Genomic DNA, 22,034 nt, shown 5'->3' on the forward strand with positions numbered 1-22,034 from the left:
CGCCGCCCGGCCGGACGCCTACTGCGCCGCGTTCGCCGCCTTCACGAGCGCGTCCTTGGTGACCGCGCCCACGTAGACCTTGCCGTCGTCGGTGACGAGGGCGTTGATCAGACGGGTGGAGAAGACCGTGCCGGAGCCGAACGTGCCGCTCACCTGGTCGCCCAGCGAGTCGAGCAGCTTCTGCGCGTCCGGCGGGACGTCGCCCGAGCCGGCGGTCGGCAGGCCCTGGCCGCCCGGCAGCTTCAGCTCGGCGATCGTGCTCCAGCCCTCGCCGACGACCTTCAGGTCGTTGAGGTCCTCTTCCTTGAACTCCTTGCCGCCCTTGGCGTTCCCGCCCTTCGCGCCGTGCTTCCCGTCGGCGTGGTCGTCGGCCTCGGTGACCTTGGCGCCCTTCGGAGGCGTGAAGTCGAAGGTGGACGCGGACGGCTTGCCGAAGTCGACCTTCGTGAAGCCCGCGTCGACGACGGCGGCGCCTCCGGAGGACGGGGTCAGGGTGAACTTGAGCGGCGTACCGGTCTTGGCGTCCACCGCGACCGTGATCTGGCCGACCGTCGAACCGGACTGCTTCGGCTTGATGACCAGGCGGTACGCGTCGCGGCCCGCGACCTGCGCGGTGCCGTCGACCTGCACGGAGGTCGTGCCGTCCACGGCCTTGAGCGCCTGCTCGGCGAACTCGGCCGGGGTGGCGGGAAGTTCGCCCTCCAGGTCCTTGGGCACGTCCTTGTCGGCACCCTTGCCCGAGGAGTCGCCGGCTCCCGCGTCCTTCGCGTGGTACGCCTCGTTCGACGCGCTGTCGTAGGCCCACACGTCGTCGCCGTTGTGGATCAGGCTGTACTCGGCGGCGTCGTCCAGGACGGACAGCTTCTGCCGGTCGGGGCCGTCGGCCGCGACGCGCAGCGTGTGCGTGCCGGACGCCAGCTCCATCAGCTTGCTCTTGGGGTCGGCCGCCGAACCCTTGCCGTCGCCGTCGTCACCGCCGCCCGCGCCGCCACCGGCGAAGCCGCCCGCCATGCCGCCCATCGACGGCAGGCCCAGATCGGTGCTGATCTTGACGTTTCCGGAGAGCTGCTGGGTGTCCGACGCGGCGATCTTCTCGATGAGTTCCTTGGCGGTGATCTTCGGCAGATCGGGGTCGCCCGAGGTGGCGAGCGCCGGGACGAGCCCGATGGTCGCCGCCGCCACCCCCGCCACCGCGAGCGGGACGACGTACCGGGCCGCCTTGTGGCGACCGGCGCGCAGATCCCCGGTCTCACTGGTGTCCTGCTCCGGTTCGTACGGTGCCATTGTGTGCCCTACCTCCGTGGTCGGCGGCGGCCTTCTCCCAGTACGTGCCCACGTCCACCCCGCGCCGCCATTCTCACCCGAATTGGTCAGGAGTGGTGGTCCTTGTTCGCTTCCATCCGACCAAATCGGCCGACGAGAAGCGTCAGACCCCGGGCGCAACTCCACGTACTGCCCTGGGATGACACACAACGGCGGCGCCTCCCCCGTCCCGTAGGGGGTGGGCGCCGCCGATCGTCAGGGGTGTCAGGGGTGTTCAGGCCCGCACGAACACGTAGTCGGCCTGGTACGGCACGCCCACGATCTCGCCGGGCGTGCAGGCGCGCGTCGGCTGTACGCCGCCGACCGTGTTCAGCCGCAGGATCTCCACCGTTGTGCCGAGCAGTCCGCCGCGCCCGCCGATCCGGGTGGCCGCGAGATCCAGCTCAGGGATGTTCCCGTCACCGTTCGGGGTCTTGGAGATCACCCGGCCGGTGACGCCGCTGCCGTCGGGGGCGACCCACTGCGGGGTGCCGGAGCCGGGCGCGGTGAAGCGGTGGGCGATGTTCCCTTGGAGCCGGGCCCGTACGTCGCGCTGCGCGAAGGCGGGCTTCCCTGAGCCGTCGTCGGCCTTCTTGCACTCGTAGATCTGCTTGCCCTCGACCACCGAGGCCTGGAAGTTGGCCGATGCGTTGCGGAAGTCGACGTCAGCGCTCAGCTTGTTGAGCTGGCCCCGGACCGCGCCGCCCGGGAACTCGGTGGTGTGCAGGTTGGCGTAGAAGCTGTGCGGGTCGGCCGTCAGGCGGGCGAGCACGCCGGCGTCGTCGACGCGGACCGTGCCGGTGACGGTGTTGCCCTTGCCCCTCTTGCCGCTCTTGTCGAGCAGCTTGGTGAAGTCGACCTTGACGGCACCGTTCGCCCCCTTGGCGCCCTCGTGGAGATGGAGGGCGGTGGGCCTGCCGGTGCCGCGCCACGTGACGGTGACCGAGACCTTGTCGCCCTTGACCCGGACGAACTCCAGCGCGCGGCCGTCCTTGTCGCCGACGGCGGGCCCGCCCTGCACCGGCACCTCGTTCGCGCCGTTCATGCTCGCCGCGAGGACCGTTCCGCCGCTCCGGCCCCCACCACTGGCGGCGGCCCGCTCCCCGGTGTCGCCGCTCGCGCTGCCCGGCAGGACCGCGACGGCCACGCCGGCCGCGAGGACGACGGCGGCACCCGAGGCGATCAGGGCGCGGCGCCGGGACGCGCCGCTCGACGTACCAGGCGTACCAGATGTACCGGATATACCGGGTGCGCTCGTCGTGCTCGATGTACCGGACGTACTCGACGTACCAAAAGCGCTCATGTCGTGACTTCTCCCCGTACCTGAGCCGACGCCCCCTGCGTCGGCTTCCGGCGAGAAGTACGGAATGGATCCGAGCCTGGACTCAATCCAGCACGAGTCCACCGTGTGACGTGAATCACACGCGCGGGGGCGTGTCCGAAGGCCGTCCCCGCGCGCCCCGGAGGCCTCAGCCCGCCCGGTGCACCACCAGGTCGCACAGCTCCACCAGCGCTGCCTTCGCGTCGCACTCCGGCAGCGGCGCCAGCGCGGCCCGCGCGTCCTCCGCATAGCGCACGGTGTCCCGGCGGGCCTGCTCCAGCGCCGGGTGCACCCGCAGCCGGGCGAGCGCCTCGGCGTGCCGCGCGTCGTCCGTGAGGTCGGAGTCGAGCAGCTCGCTCAGCGCGATGTCCTCGGCGAGGCCGAGCCGCGCCACGCGTTCGCGCAGCCGCAGCACCGGCAGCGTGGGGATGCCCTCGCGCAGGTCCGTGCCCGGCGTCTTGCCGGACTCGTGCGAGTCGGAGGCGATGTCGAGGACGTCGTCGGCGAGCTGGAAGGCGACGCCGAGCCGCTCGCCGTACTGCGTCAGGACGTCGACGACGGTCTCGTCGGCGCCCGACATCATCGCGCCGAACCGGCACGCCACGGCGACCAGCGAGCCGGTCTTGCCGCTGAGCACGTCGAGGTAGTGGTCGACCGGGTCGCGGCCCTCGGTCGGCCCCGCGGTCTCCAGGATCTGGCCGGTGACCAGGCGTTCGAAGGCCTCCGCCTGGATGCGGACCGCCTCCGGGCCGAGGTCGGCCAGGATGTACGAGGCGCGGGCGAAGAGGAAGTCACCGGTCAGGACGGCGACGGAGTTGCCCCAGCGCTGGTTGGCGCTGGCGACGCCGCGGCGCACGTCCGCCTCGTCCATCACGTCGTCGTGGTACAGCGTCGCGAGGTGCGTGAGCTCGACGACCACGGCGGAGGGCACGACACCCGGCGCGTACGGATCACCGAACTGCGAGGCGAGCATCACGAGCAGCGGGCGGAAACGCTTTCCCCCGGCGCGCACGAGGTGCTGGGCGGCCTCGGTGATGAAGGGGACCTCGCTCTTGGTGGCCTCGAGCAGGCCCTCCTCGACAGCCGCCAACCCTGCCTGGACATCGGCTTCGAGAGCCTGGTCCCGCACGCTCAGCCCAAAAGGCCCGACGACGGTCACGAGAGGTTCTCCTGTCTGCTGACGATCACATGGCGAACTCGGTCGATCATTGGATCTCGGTCGATGACACGGTTTGTCGATGTGTCGCTGCCATCACTCAAGTCAGCGTATCCGGTCGACTTTCGATCACGGCGAGCACCTGCCCGCCCGTCGCCCCGGTCGAAGCGGTACGTGCCGTTCCTCCCCCGTCCGAGGACCGTGGCCGGGCGGAGTGCGTTCTCCCCCGGTATGTTCTTGATCAGCTCATAAGCCCGAGAAGACACGTCACACACCAGAGGAACCGTAACAACCGGGAGAACCCGCTTTGTCCCGTCCTACGGCCGAGTACGAGCCGCCCGCAGAGCAGCCGACGGATCCTCCGCCGGGCGACGACCACGCCTTCTTCGGACAGCCGCGCGGTCTCCTCACCCTCTCCGGCCTGGAGGTCTGGGAGCGCTTCTCGTTCCTCGGTATGCAGGCCATCCTGGTCCTCTACTTCGCCGACTCGGTCGCGAACGACGGCATGGGGATGGATCCCGGCACGGCCGCGTCGGTCTCCGCGGCGTACGGGACGCTGGTCTATCTCGTCTCCGTGGCGGGCGGCTGGCTCGCCGACCGCATCCTCGGCTCCTACCGCGCGGTCCTGTGGGGCGGCATCCTGATCGCCTGCGGCCACTACTCGATGGCCGTGCCGACCCCGACCATGACGTGGGTGGGGCTCGGCCTGATCAGCGCCGGCACCGGCCTGCTGAAGCCCAACGTGGCCTCCATGGTCGGCAAGCTCTACCGCACCGAGGACGAGCGCCGCGACGCCGGCTTCGCGCTGTACTACATGGCGATCAACGTGGGCGCCTTCGCGGGACCGCTGATCACCGGCTGGCTCGGCGACCACAAGGGCTGGCACTGGGGGTTCTCGGCGGCCGCGATCGGCATGACCTTCGGTCTGATCCAGTACGTGACGGGGCGCCGCCACCTCGCCGGACGCAAGGCCTCCGCGGAGTTCGCGCTGCCCCGGGAGGCGATGCGCCGGGCGGTCCTGACCATCGTGGCCGGGCTCGTCGCCGTCGCCGCCCTCGCGGGCGTCCTGGCCGCCGTCGGCTGGCTCACCATGGACCGCTTCGTCGACCTGCTCACCCTCATCTCGGTGATCGCGCCGGTCGTCTACTTCGCGGTGATGTTCCGCAGCCCGCGCGTCACCTCCGAGGAGCGGGGCCGCCTGCGCCCCTACGTGGTGCTCTTCCTCGCCTCGGTCGTCTTCAACTTCATCCTCTTCCAGGCCTACTCGACGATGATGCTGCTGGCCTCGACGAACGCGCGGACGTCGATCCTCGGCTTCCACTTCCCGGCCAGCTGGTACGCCTCCGCGCTCGGCGCCTTCGAGGTCGCCCTCGCCCCCGTGGTCGCCGCCGCCTGGGCGCGGATGGGCCCGCGCCAGCCGCACGCCTCCAACAAGATCGCGCTCGGCGTGATCCTGGGCGGCCTGTCGTTCCTGCTGATGGTCCTGCCCACCTCGGGGCACAGCGGGGACTCGTACCGCATGGCCGCCTGGTGGATCGTCGGCTCCTACCTGCTGCTCGGGCTCGGCGACGTCCTCCTGGAGACCTCGGGCATGTCGGCGACGACCAAGCTGGCCCCGAAGGCCTTCGCCAGCCAGACGATGGCGCTGTGGTTCCTCTCCCTCGCGCTCGCCAACGGCATCCAGGCACAGGTCGTGAAGCTGTACGGAGAGGTCTCCAACCCGGCGTACTTCGGCGTGAACGGCGCCGTCGCCGTGGCCGCGGGACTCGCCGTGATCGCGCTCGCGCCCTGGCTGCGCCGCACCATGCACCCCGTCCACTGAGGGCACCCCGCCCACCGGGGACAACCCGTCCACTGAGGTTCCTCCCATGCCGCACCCGAAGATCCGGACCGACTTCCCGTACGAGACCACCCACGAGGACGTCCGCGTCCCCCTCGCGGACGGGACCGGGCTCTACGCGCGCGTGTGGCGCCCGGTCACCGACGAACCCGTCCCCGTGCTCCTGGAGTACCTCCCCTACCGGCTCAGCGACTGGACGGCACCGCGCGACTGGCAGCGCCATCCCTGGTACGCGGGCCACGGCTACGCCTCCGTGCGCGTCGACGTGCGCGGGCACGGCAACAGCGAGGGCCTGCCCACCGACGAGTACTCGGCGCAGGAGCTGGCGGACGGCGTCGAGGTGGTGAACTGGCTGGCCGCGCAGCCCTGGTCGAACGGCCGGGTCGGCATGTTCGGCATCTCCTGGGGCGGCTTCAACTCCCTCCAGATCGCGGCGCTCGCGCCCGAGCCGCTCAAGGCGATCGTCACGGTCTGCTCCGCGGACGACCGTTATGACAACGACGTGCACTACATGGGTGGTTCCGTCCTCGCGGTGGACATGCACGCCTGGGCGGCGACGATGCTCGCCTTCGTGTCGCGCCCGCCGGACCCGCAGTTCGTGGGCGACGCGTGGCGCGAGATGTGGCTGACGCGCCTGGAGGCCGTCGACCCGTTCATCCACACCTGGCTGGACCACCAGACCCGCGACGCGTACTGGCGGCACGGCAGCGTCTGCGAGGACTACTCCGCGATCGGCGCCGCGGTCCTCGCGGTGGGCGGCTGGCACGACCCGTACCGCGACACGGTCCTGCGCCTGGTCGAACACCTCCCCGACCACCAGGTGCGGGGGCTCATCGGCCCCTGGTCGCACCAGTACCCCGACCGCGGCCTGCCCCCGGGACCGGCGATCGGCTTCCTCCAGGAGACGCTGCGCTGGTGGGACCACCACCTCAAGGGCATCGACACCGGAGTGATGGCCGAGCCGAAACTCCGCTCCTGGATCAGTGATTCGCACCCCCCGGCGACGGTCTACGAGGAGATGCAGGGCGGCTGGGTGGGCGACCCGGCCTGGCCCTCACCGAACGTCACGCCCGTCACGTACGCCCTCCAGGGCAGCCCTCTTCTGGTCGACTCCCCCCAGCACACCGGCCTGGACGCCGGCCGCTTCTTCCCCTTCGGCAACGACGCCGACCTGCCGCCCGACCAGCGGGACGAGGACGCGAAGTCGGCGTGCTTCGAGTTCGAGGTCCCTGCGGAGGTACGCGTTCTGGGACGGCCCAGGGTGACGCTGCGGCTGCGCATGGACGTGCCGTACGGCCAGGCCGTCGCGCGGCTGTGCGACGTCGCGCCCGACGGCTCGTCCACCCTGGTCACCCGGGGCGTGCTCAACCTCTCCGCCCGGCACGGCAGGGACCGGGCCGACGCCTGGCCGCCCGGCGCCACCGAGGACGTCACCTTCGAGCTCAACGGCATCGGCCACACCTTCCCCGCTGGCCACCGCATCCGCCTCGCGGTGTCGTCCGCGTACTGGCCCTGGATCTGGCCGCAGGCCGACTCGGCGGGCTTCACCCTGGAGCCGGTGGGCAGCTCCGTCGAACTGCCCGTGCGCGAGGGCGGCCCGGACCCGTCGATCACCTTCGAGGCACCGGAACAGTCCGAGCCGCTGGGCGTCGTCTACCCGGCGACCCTGGACGAGCAGCGGCCCGAGCGTCTGGTCGTACGCGATGTCGCCAAGGGCGAGTGGCGTCTGGAGGTCGACCCCCGGTACGGCGGCACGCGCGTGTACCCCGACGGCCTCGAATTCACCGAGGACGCCCTGGAGACGTACACGATCCAGGAGGGCGACCCGCTGAGCGCCCGCACCCGCTCGGACTGGACCATCCGTCTGCACCGTCCCGAACTCGCCTGGGACGTCACGGTGGAGACGCGCTCGGAGATCACCTGCGACGCGACGGACTTCATCACCGCGAACGAGGTGGTGTGCCGGGACGGCGGAGAGGTCGTCTTCCACCGGACGTGGGAGAAGCGGATCCGGCGGACCGCGGGCTAGCGATCCGTCCGTCCCGCAGCAGGCGTTCGAGCACGACGGCGATGCCGTCGTGCTCGTTCGAGAGGGTCAACTCGTCCGCCGCGAGCTTCAGTTCGTCGTGGGCGTTGGCCATGGCCACGCCGTGCGCCGCCCACATGAACATGGGGATGTCGTTGGGCATGTCCCCGAAGGCGACCGTGTCGTCGGCCGTCAGACCGAGCCGCTCGGCGGCCAGCGCGAGCCCGGTCGCCTTGGTCACCCCGCACGGCTGGAGCTCCACGGTGCCGGGCCCCGACATCGTCACCGTCGCCAGCGAGCCCACCGCGCCCCGCGCCACCGCCGCCAACTCGTCGTCCGCGAGCGTCGGATGGCGCAGCAGCACCTTGCTGATCGGCGCCTCCCAGAGCACCCCGCGGCCCGGCACGCGCACCGCGGGCAGCGTGGGGTGCGGCATCTCGTACCCCGGCTCGATGAGCGTGAGGCCGTCCACGCCGTCCTGGTCCACGGCCGCGTAGACCTGTCCGACCTCCGCCTCGACCTTGCCGAGGGCGGCCTCGGCGAGCTCGCGGTCCAGGGTCACCGACCACTCCATGCGGTCCGCCCCGGCGTCGTACAGCTGCGCCCCCTGCCCGCAGACGGCCAGGCCGTCGTAGCCGAGGTCGTCGAAGAGGGGCCGCACGCGCGGCGCGGGCCTGCCGGTCACCACGAGGTGCCGTGCGCCCTCCTCCCTGCTGGCGGCCAGTGCCCGCCGCGACCGGTCCGAGACCGTGTCGTCGCCGCGCAGCAGCGTCCCGTCCAGGTCAGTGGCAATGAGGGCATATGCGTGGGGAGCGGCCATGATCCAGAGAATACGGATCCTGGGCTCCACCGGAAGCGGCTTGACAAGGTGCGTGTGAAGCTGGGGGCGGCCGGGGCCTTCCTGGTTCACCAGAAAGTGGAAGATCCTATTCCGTTCGAAGGGCCGTGACCATGCCTGATGCCTCCGCCGACGCCGGCGACGGCGTCTCCGGAGCCGCCGCCGGGACCTCCGACACCGTCGAAATCCCGATGCGCGGGCCGTCGGGTCGCCGGGTCCATCTGCGCGACCTGCTGCACCACGTCCCCGGGGACCGCTGGGCCTGGCACCTCCTCGAATTCACCGGAACCGGACGGATGCCGGGCGGCCGGCCGGTCCCGGAGGTCGAAGAGGCGGCCCTGGCGTCACCCACCGGACTCCCCTTCGACCGGCCCGCCCTGCGGGAGTTCGCGGACGGCGTCGAGCAGACCTGGGACCTGGTCCTGATCGCCCTCCCCGAGGGCGCCGGGCCCGATCCGGTGGCCGTGGCGGCCATGGATCTCTCCGGCAGCCTCTTCGTGATCGAGGCGCTCGACAGCACGAAGTGGCGGGTGACGGACCGCGGCACCGCACCCTCGCGGGCGCTGGCCGCGCTGCGCGCCTTCCGGGACCGGGACTGAGCCCGGACCGCCCTTCCGGGACCGGGACCGAGCCCGGACCCGCCCGTCCCTCACCCGTAATGCGCCGCCAAGTGCCGTGCCAGGCGCGGCGAGGCGAACTCCGTGCCGCACACGAAACGCATCACCGGGCCGTACGACGAGCCGCCCAGCATGCCCGTGAAGTACAGGCCGGGCACCGACGAGACGTACCCCGCGCCCAGCTTCGGCGTGCCGCGGCTCGTCGCGAGACGGGCCCGCAGGCCGTGGCCGAGGAAGTCCATCGCCGCGAGGTCCACGCGGTACCCGGTCGCGGCGATGACGTGGTCGGCGCCGAGCTCCGCCAGGCGGCCGTTCAGCCGCTCGACCGACAGCACGGGCTGCCCGTCCCGCACGCGCGTGGACCTGATCCGGCGCACCTCGCGCACGTCGACCTTGCCCTCGAAGCGGTCCCGCAGCCACCACGCGCCCAGCGGGCCCAGGACGCGCCGCACCAGGAAGTGCCGTGCCGGAGACGGCAGGTGGCGGTACGGATCGGCGTGGTAGCTGAGCGCGTACAGCGACCAGGCCCGGCCGAAGGGCGACTCCGGGCGCAGCCTCGGCTGCCGCCACGGCGGCGCGCCGAAGGACACCGAGCCCCGGCCGCGGGCCACCACCCGCACGCGCGCGCCCGCCTCGGCGGCGAGCGCGGCCGTCTCCAGGGCGGACTGCCCGGCCCCCACCACGATCAGGTCGCGCCCCGAGAAGCGGGACAGGTCGTGGTGCTGGGAGCTGTGCGAGACGGGGCCGGTGGGGGCAGGTCCGTCCGGCACGGCCCCCGCGAGCTCGCGCGGCAGGCGCGAGAGCCCGGACAGGCCCGTCGCGACGACGACCGCGCGCGCGGTGAACTGCTCCCCCGAGTCCAGCTTCAGGTCGAAGCCGCCGGCGGGCCCCGCCGCTCCCGGGCCGCTCGCCACCCTGCGGTCGACCGAGACGACCCGCACCCGCTCCAGGGCGGGCACGAGCTTGTGCTGGAACCACTCCCCGTAGCCGACGAAGGTCTCCACCGGGATGATGTCCTCGTCCGTGACCAGGCGCGGGATGCCGGCCTCGTCGCAGTAGTCGACGAGGGTGTGGCCGCGCTGCGGGGCGTCGATGTTCGAGGCCGCGGGCGTCGACTTCAGCAGCATCCCCTGGGGCATGTGGGCGCGCCAGCTCACCATCGGCTCGCCGAACACCCGCACCGGGATGCCGCGCGCCCGTAGGTGGGCGGCGGTGGACAGGCCGTACGGCCCGGCCCCGATGACTGCTACCGGTTGCATCACGAAGTCCCTCCCCAGGACGTCACTCTGTACATGTGTCTACTTCGTGGGGGTGCGTATTCCTGTCGTGTTCCTGGTGCGCGCCTGTCGTGCTCCTGGTGCGCTCCTGTGGTGCGGTGGTGCGCGCCTGTCGTGCGGTGGTGCGCGCGCCGGGCCGTGACGGCCGTGCGTACGGCTACCTCGGCGTGGCGCCGCTGCCGCGGCGTTGGGTGCGCCACAGCTGGTAGAGGTGCTTCGCCCCCGGCCGGACGAACCGCGCGAGCATCGTGAAGAACGGCAGCATGTCGTCCGTGGCGAGCCACGCCAGCTCGGTGCCGCTCGCGCGGGCGGGCGCGTGCGGCGTCGTGTACCCGCTGCGGCGGTACGCGACGAGGGCGGGCAGGTCGATGTTCTCCACGACGTACCGATGGCCGGTGCGTTGGTTCCCCTCGGGGACCGCGCGTCCCGTCAGGTCGAGGTGCATGGCGCGGACGACGTCCATTCCCGAGTCACTCTCGAAGAGCCGGAACTGGGCGCCCATGCGGGGGTTGAAGTCGAGCAGTTTGTACTGACCGTCGCGCCGGTCGAAGCGCAGGTCCAGGTCGATGATGCCGGTGAAGCCGATCTGCTTGATGAAACGCGTCGTGAGGTCCGAGAGTTCCGGGTTGTCGACGACGTACGCGTTCGCCGTCATGCCCGCGTGCGGCGGCCAGGAGCGGACCTTGACGCCCGTGAACAACGCGCGCGGGACGGAGTCCGCGCCGAAGTACCCGTGCACGATCCAGTCCTCGGCCTCCTCCCTCGGCAGGTACTCCTGGAGGATCACGCCGGGCCGCTCGCCCCAGTCGCCCGCGAGCGCGAGCAGGCCCTCGGGGGTCCCGATGCGGGTGGTGCCGTTCACGGCGGGCCGTTTTCGGCGGGTGAACGCCTCACGGTTTTTGGCCACCACGGGAAAGCGCGCCGTGCGGGCGAACGCCTCGATGTCCGCCTGGCTCTCGGGGAACACCGCGGCGGGCGAGGCGATGCCGTGCTGCACGCACAGCTCGTGCAGTCCCTGCTTGCTGGCGAGGCGCCGGGGCAGTTCCGCTTCCACGCGCGGGAAGAGGAACCCGCCGAACCCGGAGTCCTGTGCCGACAGTTCGTCCTGGTGCTCGGCGATCAGGACGGCGGCCTCCTCGTCGGTGGGGATGAGGACGGCGGGCCTGCCGATCCCGCGGCCGACGCGGAGCAGCCCCTCCACCAGACGTTCCGGCTCTTCAGTGCCGGTGGTGGGCCAGGGGAAGGCGCGGGTGAGATGGCGGGACGCGGCGGCCGGAGTGTAACGGTCCTCCGTGATCGCGTACATGGGGACGCCGATCCTGCCGAGGCTTCTGATCGCGCCCACGCCGCCGTGGTGCAAGGGGTAGTCGCCGAACTTGACGATCAGTCCCGGGACATTCCGGTCCGGAGCGCACGGCACGTTGCTGATCTTCATGGCCAGGGGTCCCCCCACGTACGACCGATCCGACCCGGACCCACCCCGTCCGCGCCCCGCAAAGGACGCTAAGCCGGAATTGACCTCTCCAGCAAGCCTTATTCGGACATTACGAACTCTTTAGACACTGCCGAAACAGGGGGCTCCACACGTAACGTGTGGCCCATCCCTATGGAAAGCGAGGCAGGTACGCATGTCCGAGCAGACCCCGCTCGACCCGGCCGCCGGTGACGCCACCGGACTCCCCGAGGGCGGCTCCACCGGCCTTCCCGAGGGCGGCTCCACCGGTCTCCCCGAAGGTGACCCCTTCGGCCTGCCCGAGGGCGACCCCTTCGGACCGCACAACCTCCCCTACGGCGTGTTCTCCCTGGCCGGAGAGGAGGGCGACCGACGCAGGGTCGGGGTACGGCTCGGCTCGTACGTCCTGGACGCGGGCGCCGCGGCCGCCGCGCTCGGCTCCCCCTACGTCTCGCTCCTCGCGCGGCCCACGCTGAACCCGCTGCTCGCCGCGGGCCGCACGGCCTGGTCCGACGTACGGCGCGCCCTGACCGCCTGGGTCACGGTCCCGTCCCACCGTGACACCGTGCGCCCCCTGCTGCACCCCCTCTCCGAAGTGACCCTGCACCTGCCGTTCGAGGTGGCCGACTACGTCGACTTCTACGCCTCGGAGAACCACGCGACGAATCTGGGCAAGATGTTCCGCCCGGACTCGCCGACCCCGCTGACGCCCAACTGGAAGCACTTGCCCATCGGTTACCACGGCCGCTCCGGCACCGTCGTGGTCTCCGGTACGGACGTCGTACGCCCCAGCGGCCAGCGCAAGACGCCCGCCGACGAGGCGCCGGTCTTCGGCCCGTCGGTCCGGCTCGACATCGAGGCGGAGGTCGGCTTCGTGGTCGGCGCGCCCTCGGCGCACGGAACTCCCGTCCCCCTGGCGGACTTCCGGGAGCACGTCTTCGGGCTCACGCTCCTCAACGACTGGTCCGCGCGCGACATCCAGGCCTGGGAGTACGTCCCGCTGGGGCCGTTCCTCGGCAAGTCCTTCGCCACCTCGGTCTCCGCGTGGATCACCCCGCTGGAGGCGCTGGACGCGGCACGGGTCGCGCCCCCGGAGCGCACCCACGAACTCCTGCCCTACCTGGACGACTCGGCGGAGGCGTCGGACGAGCCCGGCGGCTACGACCTGCGCATCACGGTGACGCTGAACGGCCAGGTCATCTCCGAGCCGCCGTTCGCCGGCGTCTACTGGACGGCCGCGCAGCAGCTGGCGCACATGACGGTCAACGGCGCCTCGCTGCGCACCGGCGACCTGTACGGCTCGGGCACGGTCAGCGGCACCTCGGCCGACCAGTACGGCTCCCTGATCGAGATCACCTGGAACGGCCGCGACCCCCTCGAACTCCCCGACGGCAAGCGGACGTTCCTGGAGGACGGCGACGAGGTCACGCTCTCCGCGTGGGCCCCGGGCCCCGGCGGAACCAAGGTGGGCCTCGGCGAGGTGACGGGACGGATCGTGGCGGGACGCTGACCCCGCCGCCCCTCTTGCAGATTTGTACCAACTGCTTGACACAAGCCCCCGAGCGAGGTGAACTTGTACTCAGCGCTTGATACAAGCGGGCGCTGAGCACAGGGCCGGACCGACCACCCGGCCCCACTCACTCGGGGGTTCATCCATGCACGGCACCGATACCGACACCCGCACCGCACCACCGCTCCCACCGGAGACGGCCGCGCGCTCCCGCGTGGATCTCTGCGCCCGCTGGGCCGGCCTCGCCGCCGGAGCCGCCGCGGCGTGGGCGGTGGCCTCGCGCGACGGCGGCCTGGGCATCGGGATCCTGTACGCCATACCGGCGTTCGGCCTGTGCGCCGTCGCCGGCGTCCTGCTCGGCGACGCGCTCACCCCGCCGCCGCGCGGGCCGGTCCGCAGCGCGGGCCTCACCCCGCGCAGGGCCCGGGACTACGTGCCGCCCCGCGTGACACGCTTCCTCGCCGCACAGGCGCTCGCGCTCGTCGCCCTCCTCGCCGTGGCGGCGGCCGTCGCCGCGCCGGACGACCAGGGCCGCGCCGGGCGCTCCCTCTCCGCCACCTGCCAGGGCATGACGGAGACGGTCGGCCCCTGGCCCGGACTCTTCTACGGCGCCCCGGTCCTGATCTCGCTCGCCGTCGGCACGGCCGCCTGCGCGTGGTCCCTGCGCCGGATCGCCCGGCGCCCCTCGGAGGAACAGCCGCGCCGCGACCGGGCGTTGGCGATCACGGCGGCCTGGGGCCTGCTGGTCTCCACCCCGCTGCTCGGCGCCGCCACGTTCGCCTCCGGCGCCCTGCTGAGCCTCGACTGCATGGGCGCGTCCGGCTCGGCCTGGCTCCTGATCCCGGTGGCGCTCTGTGCCATGGCCACGATGACGTGGTGCCTGACCACGATCGTCTCCCCCCGGGCCGACCGCCGATGACGGGCGAGGGTGCGGGCCCCGCCGTCCGGGTCGACACCACGAGCCCCGTGCCGCCCTACGAACAGATCCGGGCCCAGCTCGCCGCCCTGATCACCTCGGGCCGCCTCCCCCAGGGCGAACGCCTCCCACCCGTCCGCCAACTGGCCGCCGACCTGGGCCTCGCGGCGGGCACGGTGGCCCGCGCCTACCGCGAACTGGAATCGGCCTCCCTGATCCAGACCCGCCGAGGCGCCGGCACGAAGGTGGCCCCGCTCCCGGCGGGCCCGTCCCACCCCGACCCGGACCACCTGGCGCTCCTGGCCCGCGAGTTCACCCGAACGACCCGCGCCCTGGGAGCGACGGACACGGAGGTACTGCAAGCGGTGAAGGAGGCATTGGCCGAGAGCTGAGGACCGAGGACGGAGGGCTTGAGAGCCAAGGGCTAGGACGCCCAGTCCGGCTCCTCGTCCCCCCAGTCCGGCTCCATGTCGTCGGTCAGGGGCAGGTCCGGGCCCGCGGACGCGTCGGCACCGGCGGGTGCGCCGCCCCCGGCTCCGGCCGCCGGCGCGCCGCCCAGGAACTCGGCGACGACTTCGACCACGCCCTCGCCGTACGTCGCCCGCTTCTTCTCGCCGACGCCGCTGATGCCCGCGAGGTCCGCCACGGCCGCGGGGCGCAGCGTGGCGATCTCGCGGAGGGTGGCGTCGTGGAAGATGACGTACGCGGGGACGCCCTGTTCCTTGGCCTGGGCGGCGCGCCAGGCGCGCAGGGCCTCGAAGAGCGGCACCGCCTCCTGGGGCAGCTCGGCGGCGGCCGCCGCCGACTTGGCCTTGCGCTCACTCTTGGACGCCCGCGCCGCGGGGGCCCGCTTCGGCTCCTTGCGCAGGCGCACCTCCCGCTCGCGGTTCAGGACGGAACCGCTCGTCTCGGTGAGCACCAGCGTGCCGTACTCCCCCTCGACCGCGATCAGGCCCTGCGCCAGCAACTGCCGCACCACGCCCCGCCATTCGGCCTCCGCCAGCTCCTCGCCGATGCCGAAGACGGAGAGCTGGTCGTGGTCGAACTGGATGACCTTCGCGGTCTTCTTGCCCAGGAGGATGTCGATGATCTGGCCCGTGCCGAACTTCTGGCCGCGCTCGCGCTGGAGGCGCACGACGGTGGAGAGCACCTTCTGCGCCGCGACCGTGCCGTCCCAGGTCTCGGGCGGGGTGAGGCAGGTGTCGCAGTTCCCGCAGGACTGCGCGGCCGCCTCCTGGCCGAAGTAGGTGAGGAGCTGGGCCCGGCGGCACTGGGCCGTCTCGCAGAGCGCCAGCATCGAGTCCAGGTGGGAGGCGGCCCGGCGACGGAACGCCTCGTCGCCCTCGCCGCCCTGGATCAGCTTCCGCTGCTGGACGACGTCCTGAAGGCCGTACGCCATCCAGGCCGTCGAGGGCAGGCCGTCGCGGCCCGCGCGGCCCGTCTCCTGGTAGTACCCCTCGACGGACTTCGGCAGGTCGAGGTGGGCGACGAAGCGGACGTCCGGCTTGTCGATGCCCATGCCGAAGGCGATCGTGGCGCAGACGACGAGGCCCTCCTCCCGCAGGAAGCGGGACTGGTGGGCCGCGCGCGTGCCGGCGTCCAGGCCCGCGTGGTACGGGACGGCCTCGATGCCGTTCTTGCAGAGGAACTCGGCGGTCTTCTCCACGGAGTTGCGCGACAGGCAGTAGACGATGCCCGCGTCGCCCGTGTGCTCCTCCTTCAGGAAGGACAGGAGCTGCTTCTTCGGCTCGGCCTTGGGCACGATGCGGTACTGGATGTTGGGCCGGTCGAAGCTCGCCACGAAGTGCTTCGCGTCCGGCATGCCGAGCCGCTCGGTGATCTCCCGGTGCGTGGCGTGCGTCGCCGTGGCCGTCAGGGCGATCCGCGGCACGTCCGGCCAGCGCTGGCCGAGCAGGGACAGGGCCAGGTAGTCGGGGCGGAAGTCGTGGCCCCACTGGGCGACGCAGTGCGCCTCGTCGATGGCGAAGACGGAGATCTTGGCCCGCCCCAGGAGCTCCAGGGTGGAGTCCAGGCGCAGGCGCTCGGGAGCGAGGTAGAGCACGTCGAGCTCGCCGGCGAGGAACTCCGCCTCCATGACGCGGCGCTCGTCGAAGTCCTGCGTGGAGTTGATGAACCCGGCCCGCACGCCGAGCGCCCGCAGCGCGTCCACCTGGTCCTGCATCAGCGCGATGAGCGGGGAGATCACGACGCCCGTGCCCTGTCTGACCAGGGCCGGGATCTGGTAGCAGAGGGACTTTCCGCCGCCGGTCGGCATGAGGACGACGGCGTCCCCACCGCCCACCACATGCTCGATGATCGCTTCCTGCTCGCCGCGGAAGGCGTCGTACCCGAAGACGCGATGGAGCGTACGCAGCGCGTCGCTCTCCGTCACCTCACCCATGCCACCGATCCCATTCATCGCCCTGCCCCCGTACGTCGCCCTTCGACCACTGCCTCCACGATAGGGCCCCGGTCCGACAGCCCGAGAAGTTATCCACAGGCTGGGGGTCGCGGCCGCGCGCCGACCTCGTCCAGGCCCGGACACGCTGCCGCCCGGCACCCCGTCTCGGGATGCCGGGCGGCAGTGTACGGACAAAGGAATCCGGACCCGGACGAAGGAATCCGGCCGCGGGAAGGAGTCCCGCCGAGGATTCCCGCTAGCGGACGAAGACCCCCGCCTGGCTCGCCAGGTCCAGGAAGTACTGCGGGGCCACACCCAGCACCAGCGTCACCGCGACGCCGACGCCGATCGCCGTCATCGTCAGCGGCGAGGGCACGGCGACCGTGGGGCCGTCCGCCTTCGGCTCGCTGAAGAACATCAGGACGATCACCCGGATGTAGAAGAACGCGGCGATCGCCGACGACAGGACACCGACCACGACCAGCGCGCCCGCGCCGCCCTCCGCCGCCGCCTTGAACACCGCGAACTTCCCGGTGAACCCGGACGTCAGCGGAATGCCGGCGAAGGCGAGCAGGAACACCGCGAAGACCGCCGCGACCAGCGGGGACCTGCGTCCGAGCCCCGCCCACTTGGACAGGTGCGTGGCCTCGCCGCCCGCGTCCCGCACCAGCGTGACGACGGCGAAGGCGCCGATGGTCACGAAGGAGTAGGCGCCCAGGTAGAAGAGGACGGAGGAGACGCCGTCCGGGCTGGTGGCGATGACACCGGCGAGGATGAATCCGGCGTGCGCGATGGACGAGTACGCGAGGAGCCGCTTGATGTCGGTCTGGGTGATCGCGACGATCGCGCCGCCCAGCATCGTGATGATCGCGACGCCCCACATGACCGGCCGCCAGTCCCAGCGCAGGCCCGGCAGCACCACGTACAGCAGACGCAGGAGCGCGCCGAACGCGGCCACCTTCGTCGCCGCCGCCATGAAGCCGGTGACCGGCGTCGGGGCGCCCTGGTACACGTCCGGGGTCCACATGTGGAACGGCACCGCGCCCACCTTGAAGAGCAGCCCCATCACGACCATCGCGACGCCGATGAGGAGCAGCGCGTCATTGCCCATGGTGTCGGCGAGCGCCGGGTCCACGGTCTTCACGTTGCCCTCGACGACGTTCGCGATCGTCGCGTACGAGACGGTGCCCGCGTAGCCGTACAGGAGCGCGATGCCGAAGAGCGTGAACGCCGAGGCGAAGGCGCCGAGCAGGAAGTACTTGACGGCGGCTTCCTGCGACATCAGGCGCTTGCGGCGGGCGAGCGCGCACAGCAGGTACAGCGGCAGGGAGAAGACTTCCAGCGCGATGAAGAGCGTCAGGAGGTCGTTGGCCGCGGGGAAGACGAGCATGCCGCCGATGGCGAAGAGCGCCAGCGGGAACACCTCGGTGGTGGCGAACCCGGCCTTGGTGGCGGCCTGTTCGCCCTCGCTGCCCGGCACGGAGCCGGCCTGCGGGACGAACGAGTCGACGCGGTTGCCGTGCGCCGCCGGGTCCAGGCGCCGCTCGGCGAAGGTGAAGATCGCGACGAGCCCCGCCAGCAGGATCGTGCCCTGCAGGAAGAGCGCCGGACCGTCGACCGCGATCGCGCCCATGGCCGCGATCTGGGCCTTCGTGGTGCCGAAACCGCGGGCCGCGAGCCCGACGACCGCGGCGAAGGACGCGGCCAGCGCGACCACGGACACGAACAGCTGGACGTAGTAACGGGACTTGCGCGGGACGAAGGCTTCGATGAGCACTCCGATGACGGCCGCGCCGATGACGATCAACATCGGCGACAGCTGCCCATACTCGATCTTGGGCGCGTCGATCTTGTCGATCGGATCGGCTGCCATTGTCCACAGGCTGTGGACGGCTGATGCGCTCACTTGGCCGCCTCCACCTCGGGCTTGGGGTCCTTCTTCTGTACGTCGGACATCGTGTGCTTGACCGCCGGGTTCACCAGGTCGGTGAGCGGCTTCGGGTAGACCCCGAGGCCGATCAGGAGCGCGATCAGCGGGGCGACGACGACCAGTTCACGCACCCGCAGATCGGGCATGGCCGAGACCTCCGCCTTCACGGGGCCCGTCATCGTCCGCTGGTAGAGGACGAGGGTGTACAGGGCGGCGAGCACGATGCCGACGGTCGCGATGATCCCGACCACCGGGTAGCGCGCGAACGCGCCGACCAGGACCAGGAACTCGCTCACGAAGGGCGCGAGCCCCGGCAGCGAGAGCGTGGCGAGACCGCCGATCAGGAAGGTGCCCGCGAGCACCGGGGCGACCTTCTGCACGCCTCCGTAGTCCGCGATCAGGCGCGAGCCGCGCCGCGAGATCAGGAAGCCGGCCACCAGCATCAGCGCGGCGGTCGAGATGCCGTGGTTGACCATGTAGAGCGTCGCGCCGGACTGGCCCTGCGAGGTCATCGCGAAGATGCCGAGGATGATGAAGCCGAAGTGCGAGATCGACGCGTACGCCACCAGGCGCTTGATGTCGCGCTGGCCGACGGCGAGCAGCGCGCCGTAGATGATGCTGATCAGCGCGAGGACGAGGACGACGGGCGTCGCCCACTCGCTCGCCTCGGGGAAGAGCCCGAGGCAGAACCGCAGCATCGCGAAGGTGCCGACCTTGTCCACGACGGCCGTGATCAGTACGGCGACGGGGGCCGTGGACTCCCCCATCGCGTTCGGCAGCCAGGTGTGCAGCGGCCACAGCGGCGCCTTCACCGCGAAGGCGAAGAAGAAGCCGAGGAACAGCAGCCGCTCGGTGTTGGTCGCCATGTCGAGCGTGCCGTTGGCACGGGCCTCGGCGATCTCCTGGAGCGAGAAGTTCCCCGCGACCACGTAGAGGCCGATGACCGCGGCCAGCATGATGAGGCCGCCGACCAGGTTGTAGAGGAGGAACTTCACGGCCGCGTACGAACGCTGCGCCGAGGCGTTCTCGTCGCTGCCCGCGTGGGCGCGGTCCCCGAAGCCGCCGATGAGGAAGTACATCGGGATGAGCATGGCTTCGAAGAAGATGTAGAAGAGGAAGACGTCGGTGGCCTCGAAGGAGATGATCACCATCGCCTCGACGGCCAGGATCAGGGCGAAGAAGCCCTGGGTCGGGCGCCAGCGCGAGGACTTGGTCTCCAGGGGGTCGGCGTCGTGCCAGCCCGCCAGGATGATGAAGGGGATCAGCAGGGCGGTGAGCGCGATGAGCGCGACGGCGATGCCGTCCACCCCGAGCTCGTAGCGCACCCCGAAGTCGGCGATCCAGGAGCGCGATTCGGTCAGTTGATAGCGGTCGCCGTCCGGGTCGAACCGCACGAGGACGGTCACGGCCAGCGCGAGCGTGGCGAGCGAGACCAGCAGCGCGAGCCACTTGGCGGCGGTCCGCCGGGCGGCCGGAACGGCTGCCGTGGCGATCGCGCCGACCGCGGGCAGGGCCGCCGTCGCTGTCAGCAGAGGAAAGGACATCGGTATCAGACCGCCCTCATCAGCAGGGTCGCGGCGATGAGTACCGCAGCGCCGCCGAACATCGAGACCGCATACGAGCGGGCGTAGCCGTTCTGCAGTTTGCGCAGCCGGCCGGAGAGGCCGCCGACCGAGGCCGCCGTGCCGTTGACGACCCCGTCGACCAGGGTGTGGTCGACGTAGACCAGGGACCGCGTGAGGTGCTCGCCGCCACGCACCAGGACGACGTGGTTGAAGTCGTCCTGGAGGAGGTCGCGGCGGGCCGCGCGGGTGAGCACCGAGCCGCGCGGGGCGGTGACCGGGACGGGCCGGCGCCCGTACTGGACGTAGGCCAGGGCGACGCCGATGACGAGGACCACCATGGTGGCGCCCGTGACGGTGGCGGCGCTGAGCGGCGAGTCGCCGTGGTCGTGCCCGGTGACCGGCTCCAGCCAGTGCATGAAGCGGTCGCCGATGCTGAAGAAGCCACCCGCGAAGACCGAACCGAAGGCGAGCACGATCATCGGGATCGTCATGGACTTCGGGGACTCGTGCGGGTGCGGCTCGTGGCCCTCCGCGTCGGGCTGCCAGCGCTTCTCCCCGAAGAAGGTCATGATCATCACGCGCGTCATGTAGTACGCGGTGATGGCCGCGCCCAGGAGCGCCACCGAGCCGAGGATCCAGCCCTCGGCGCCGCCCTTGGCGAACGCCGCCTCGATGATCTTGTCCTTGGAGAAGAAGCCGGACAGCCCCGGGAAGCCGATGATCGCGAGGTAGCCGAGGCCGAAGGTGACGAAGGTGACCGGCATGTACTTCCGCAGGCCGCCGAACTTCCGCATGTCGACCTCGTCGTTCATGCCGTGCATGACGGAGCCGGCGCCGAGGAAGAGCCCGGCCTTGAAGAAGCCGTGCGTCACCAGGTGCATGATCGCGAAGACGTAGCCGATGGGGCCCAGGCCCGCGGCCAGGATCATGTAGCCGATCTGGGACATCGTCGACCCGGCGAGGGCCTTCTTGATGTCGTCCTTCGCGCAACCGACGATCGCACCGAACAGGAGCGTGACCGCTCCGACGACGGTGACGACGAGCTGGGCGTTCGGAGCGGCGTTGAAGATCTCGCCGGAGCGGACGATCAGATAGACACCGGCGGTCACCATCGTGGCGGCGTGGATCAGGGCCGAGACCGGGGTCGGGCCCTCCATCGCGTCACCCAGCCAGGACTGCAGCGGCACCTGCGCCGACTTGCCGCACGCGGCGAGCAGGAGCATCAGGCCGATGGCGGTGAGCTTGCCCTCGGACGTCTCACCCGTGGCCTCCAGGACCGGCCCGAAGGCGAACGTCCCGAAGGTGGTGAACATCAGCATGATGGCGATCGACAGGCCCATGTCGCCGACCCGGTTGACCAGGAAGGCCTTCTTCGCGGCGGTGGCCGCGCTGGGCTTGTGCTGCCAGAAGCCGATCAGGAGGTACGAGGCGAGGCCGACGCCCTCCCATCCGACGTACAGGAGCAGGTAGTTGTCGGCGAGGACCAGCAGGAGCATCGCCGCGAGGAAGAGGTTCAGGTAGCCGAAGAAGCGGCGGCGCCGCTCGTCGTGCTCCATGTAACCGATCGAGTAGATGTGGATCAGGGTGCCCACACCGGAGATCAGCAGGACGAACGTCATCGACAGCTGGTCGAGCTGGAAGGCGACGTCCGCCTGGAAGCCCTCGACGGGGATCCAGCTGAACAGGTGCTGCGACAGGGTGCGCTCCTCGGCGCCCTTGCCCAGCAGGTCGGTGAACAGCACGACGGCGACGACGAAGGAGGCGGCCGCGAGCAGCGTGCCGAGCCAGTGGCCCACGCGGTCCAGGGCCCGCCCGCCGCACAGCAGGACGGCCGCTCCGAGCAGAGGCGCCGCGACGAGCAGCGCAATCAGGTTCTCCACTT

General features: G+C 71.3%; 16 protein-coding genes. 6 read left to right on the plus strand and 10 right to left on the minus strand.

Annotated features, from left to right (window positions below):
• Nucleotides 1–18 precede the first annotated feature (18 nt).
• The 3 genes from AOK22_RS02505 to AOK22_RS02515 all read right to left on the minus strand — a co-directional run bounded on the left by AOK22_RS02505 (nucleotide 19) and on the right by AOK22_RS02515 (nucleotide 3,782).
• The gene (locus AOK22_RS02505; RefSeq protein WP_055696867.1) at nucleotides 19–1,284 is read right to left on the minus strand and encodes a LolA family protein; all 1,266 of its coding nucleotides are present in this window, start codon (nucleotides 1,282–1,284) and stop codon (nucleotides 19–21) included.
• Between the two features lie 253 nt (nucleotides 1,285–1,537).
• Entirely contained in the window at nucleotides 1,538–2,605 is a 1,068-nt protein-coding gene (locus AOK22_RS02510; protein ID WP_079036285.1) for a CHRD domain-containing protein, read from the minus strand.
• Nucleotides 2,606–2,771: 166 nt separating this feature from the next.
• On the minus strand, nucleotides 2,772–3,782 hold the full coding sequence (locus AOK22_RS02515) for a polyprenyl synthetase family protein (RefSeq protein WP_055696868.1): 1,011 nt from the start codon (nucleotides 3,780–3,782) through the stop codon (nucleotides 2,772–2,774).
• 304 nt (nucleotides 3,783–4,086) lie between these two features.
• Here AOK22_RS02515 and AOK22_RS02520 point away from each other — a divergent pair, with 304 nt between their 5' ends.
• Nucleotides 4,087–5,601, plus strand: coding sequence for a peptide MFS transporter (locus AOK22_RS02520; RefSeq protein WP_055696869.1), 1,515 nt, complete (start codon nucleotides 4,087–4,089; stop codon nucleotides 5,599–5,601).
• Nucleotides 5,602–5,647: 46 nt separating this feature from the next.
• On the plus strand, nucleotides 5,648–7,648 hold the full coding sequence (locus AOK22_RS02525; RefSeq protein ID WP_055696870.1) for a CocE/NonD family hydrolase: 2,001 nt from the start codon (nucleotides 5,648–5,650) through the stop codon (nucleotides 7,646–7,648).
• On the opposite strand, the gene AOK22_RS02530 is transcribed toward AOK22_RS02525, so the two are convergent.
• Nucleotides 7,560–8,465 (minus strand): HAD family hydrolase, encoded by a 906-nt coding sequence (locus AOK22_RS02530; RefSeq protein ID WP_079036286.1) that lies wholly within the window; start codon nucleotides 8,463–8,465, stop codon nucleotides 7,560–7,562. The genes AOK22_RS02525 and AOK22_RS02530 overlap by 89 nt on opposite strands.
• A gap of 131 nt (nucleotides 8,466–8,596) precedes the next feature.
• On the opposite strand from AOK22_RS02530, the gene AOK22_RS02535 reads away from it, so the two are divergent.
• Complete coding sequence (locus AOK22_RS02535) at nucleotides 8,597–9,082, plus strand: hypothetical protein (RefSeq protein WP_141753815.1); 486 nt, start codon at nucleotides 8,597–8,599, stop codon at nucleotides 9,080–9,082.
• 50 nt (nucleotides 9,083–9,132) lie between these two features.
• Here AOK22_RS02535 and AOK22_RS02540 read toward each other — a convergent pair whose 3' ends face one another.
• Nucleotides 9,133–10,362, minus strand: coding sequence for an FAD-dependent oxidoreductase (locus AOK22_RS02540; protein WP_055696872.1), 1,230 nt, complete (start codon nucleotides 10,360–10,362; stop codon nucleotides 9,133–9,135).
• Nucleotides 10,363–10,534: 172 nt separating this feature from the next.
• Complete coding sequence (locus tag AOK22_RS02545) at nucleotides 10,535–11,812, minus strand: carboxylate--amine ligase (protein WP_055696873.1); 1,278 nt, start codon at nucleotides 11,810–11,812, stop codon at nucleotides 10,535–10,537.
• A gap of 193 nt (nucleotides 11,813–12,005) precedes the next feature.
• On the opposite strand from AOK22_RS02545, the gene fahA reads away from it, so the two are divergent.
• The 3 genes from fahA (at nucleotide 12,006) to AOK22_RS02560 (ending at nucleotide 14,648) form a co-directional block, all read left to right on the plus strand.
• A complete protein-coding gene (fahA, locus tag AOK22_RS02550) occupies nucleotides 12,006–13,340 on the plus strand; it encodes a fumarylacetoacetase (RefSeq protein ID WP_079036288.1) in 1,335 nt (444 codons plus the stop codon).
• A gap of 145 nt (nucleotides 13,341–13,485) precedes the next feature.
• Nucleotides 13,486–14,259 carry a hypothetical protein gene (locus AOK22_RS02555; protein ID WP_055696874.1) on the plus strand — a complete coding sequence of 258 codons (774 nt, stop codon included), beginning with the start codon at nucleotides 13,486–13,488 and terminating at the stop codon, nucleotides 14,257–14,259.
• The gene (locus AOK22_RS02560; protein ID WP_055696875.1) at nucleotides 14,256–14,648 is read left to right on the plus strand and encodes a GntR family transcriptional regulator; all 393 of its coding nucleotides are present in this window, start codon (nucleotides 14,256–14,258) and stop codon (nucleotides 14,646–14,648) included. The genes AOK22_RS02555 and AOK22_RS02560 overlap by 4 nt, the downstream gene beginning before the upstream one ends.
• Before the next feature lie 32 nt (nucleotides 14,649–14,680).
• On the opposite strand, the gene recQ is transcribed toward AOK22_RS02560, so the two are convergent.
• The 4 genes from recQ to nuoL all read right to left on the minus strand — a co-directional run bounded on the left by recQ (nucleotide 14,681) and on the right by nuoL (nucleotide 22,032).
• Nucleotides 14,681–16,657, minus strand: a complete 1,977-nt coding sequence (gene recQ, locus AOK22_RS02565) for a DNA helicase RecQ (RefSeq protein ID WP_055696876.1) — start codon at nucleotides 16,655–16,657, stop codon at nucleotides 14,681–14,683.
• A 256-nt stretch (nucleotides 16,658–16,913) separates the two neighbouring features.
• The gene (gene nuoN, locus AOK22_RS02570; protein WP_055696877.1) at nucleotides 16,914–18,563 is read right to left on the minus strand and encodes an NADH-quinone oxidoreductase subunit NuoN; all 1,650 of its coding nucleotides are present in this window, start codon (nucleotides 18,561–18,563) and stop codon (nucleotides 16,914–16,916) included.
• Nucleotides 18,560–20,131, minus strand: a complete 1,572-nt coding sequence (locus tag AOK22_RS02575) for an NADH-quinone oxidoreductase subunit M (RefSeq protein WP_055696878.1) — start codon at nucleotides 20,129–20,131, stop codon at nucleotides 18,560–18,562. The genes nuoN and AOK22_RS02575 overlap by 4 nt, the downstream gene beginning before the upstream one ends.
• 5 nt (nucleotides 20,132–20,136) lie before the next feature.
• A complete protein-coding gene (gene nuoL / locus AOK22_RS02580) occupies nucleotides 20,137–22,032 on the minus strand; it encodes an NADH-quinone oxidoreductase subunit L (RefSeq protein WP_055696879.1) in 1,896 nt (631 codons plus the stop codon).
• Between the last annotated feature and the right edge of the window lie 2 nt (nucleotides 22,033–22,034).

The organism is Streptomyces silaceus, from assembly GCF_001419745.1.
GTDB lineage: Bacteria > Actinomycetota > Actinomycetes > Streptomycetales > Streptomycetaceae > Streptomyces > Streptomyces silaceus.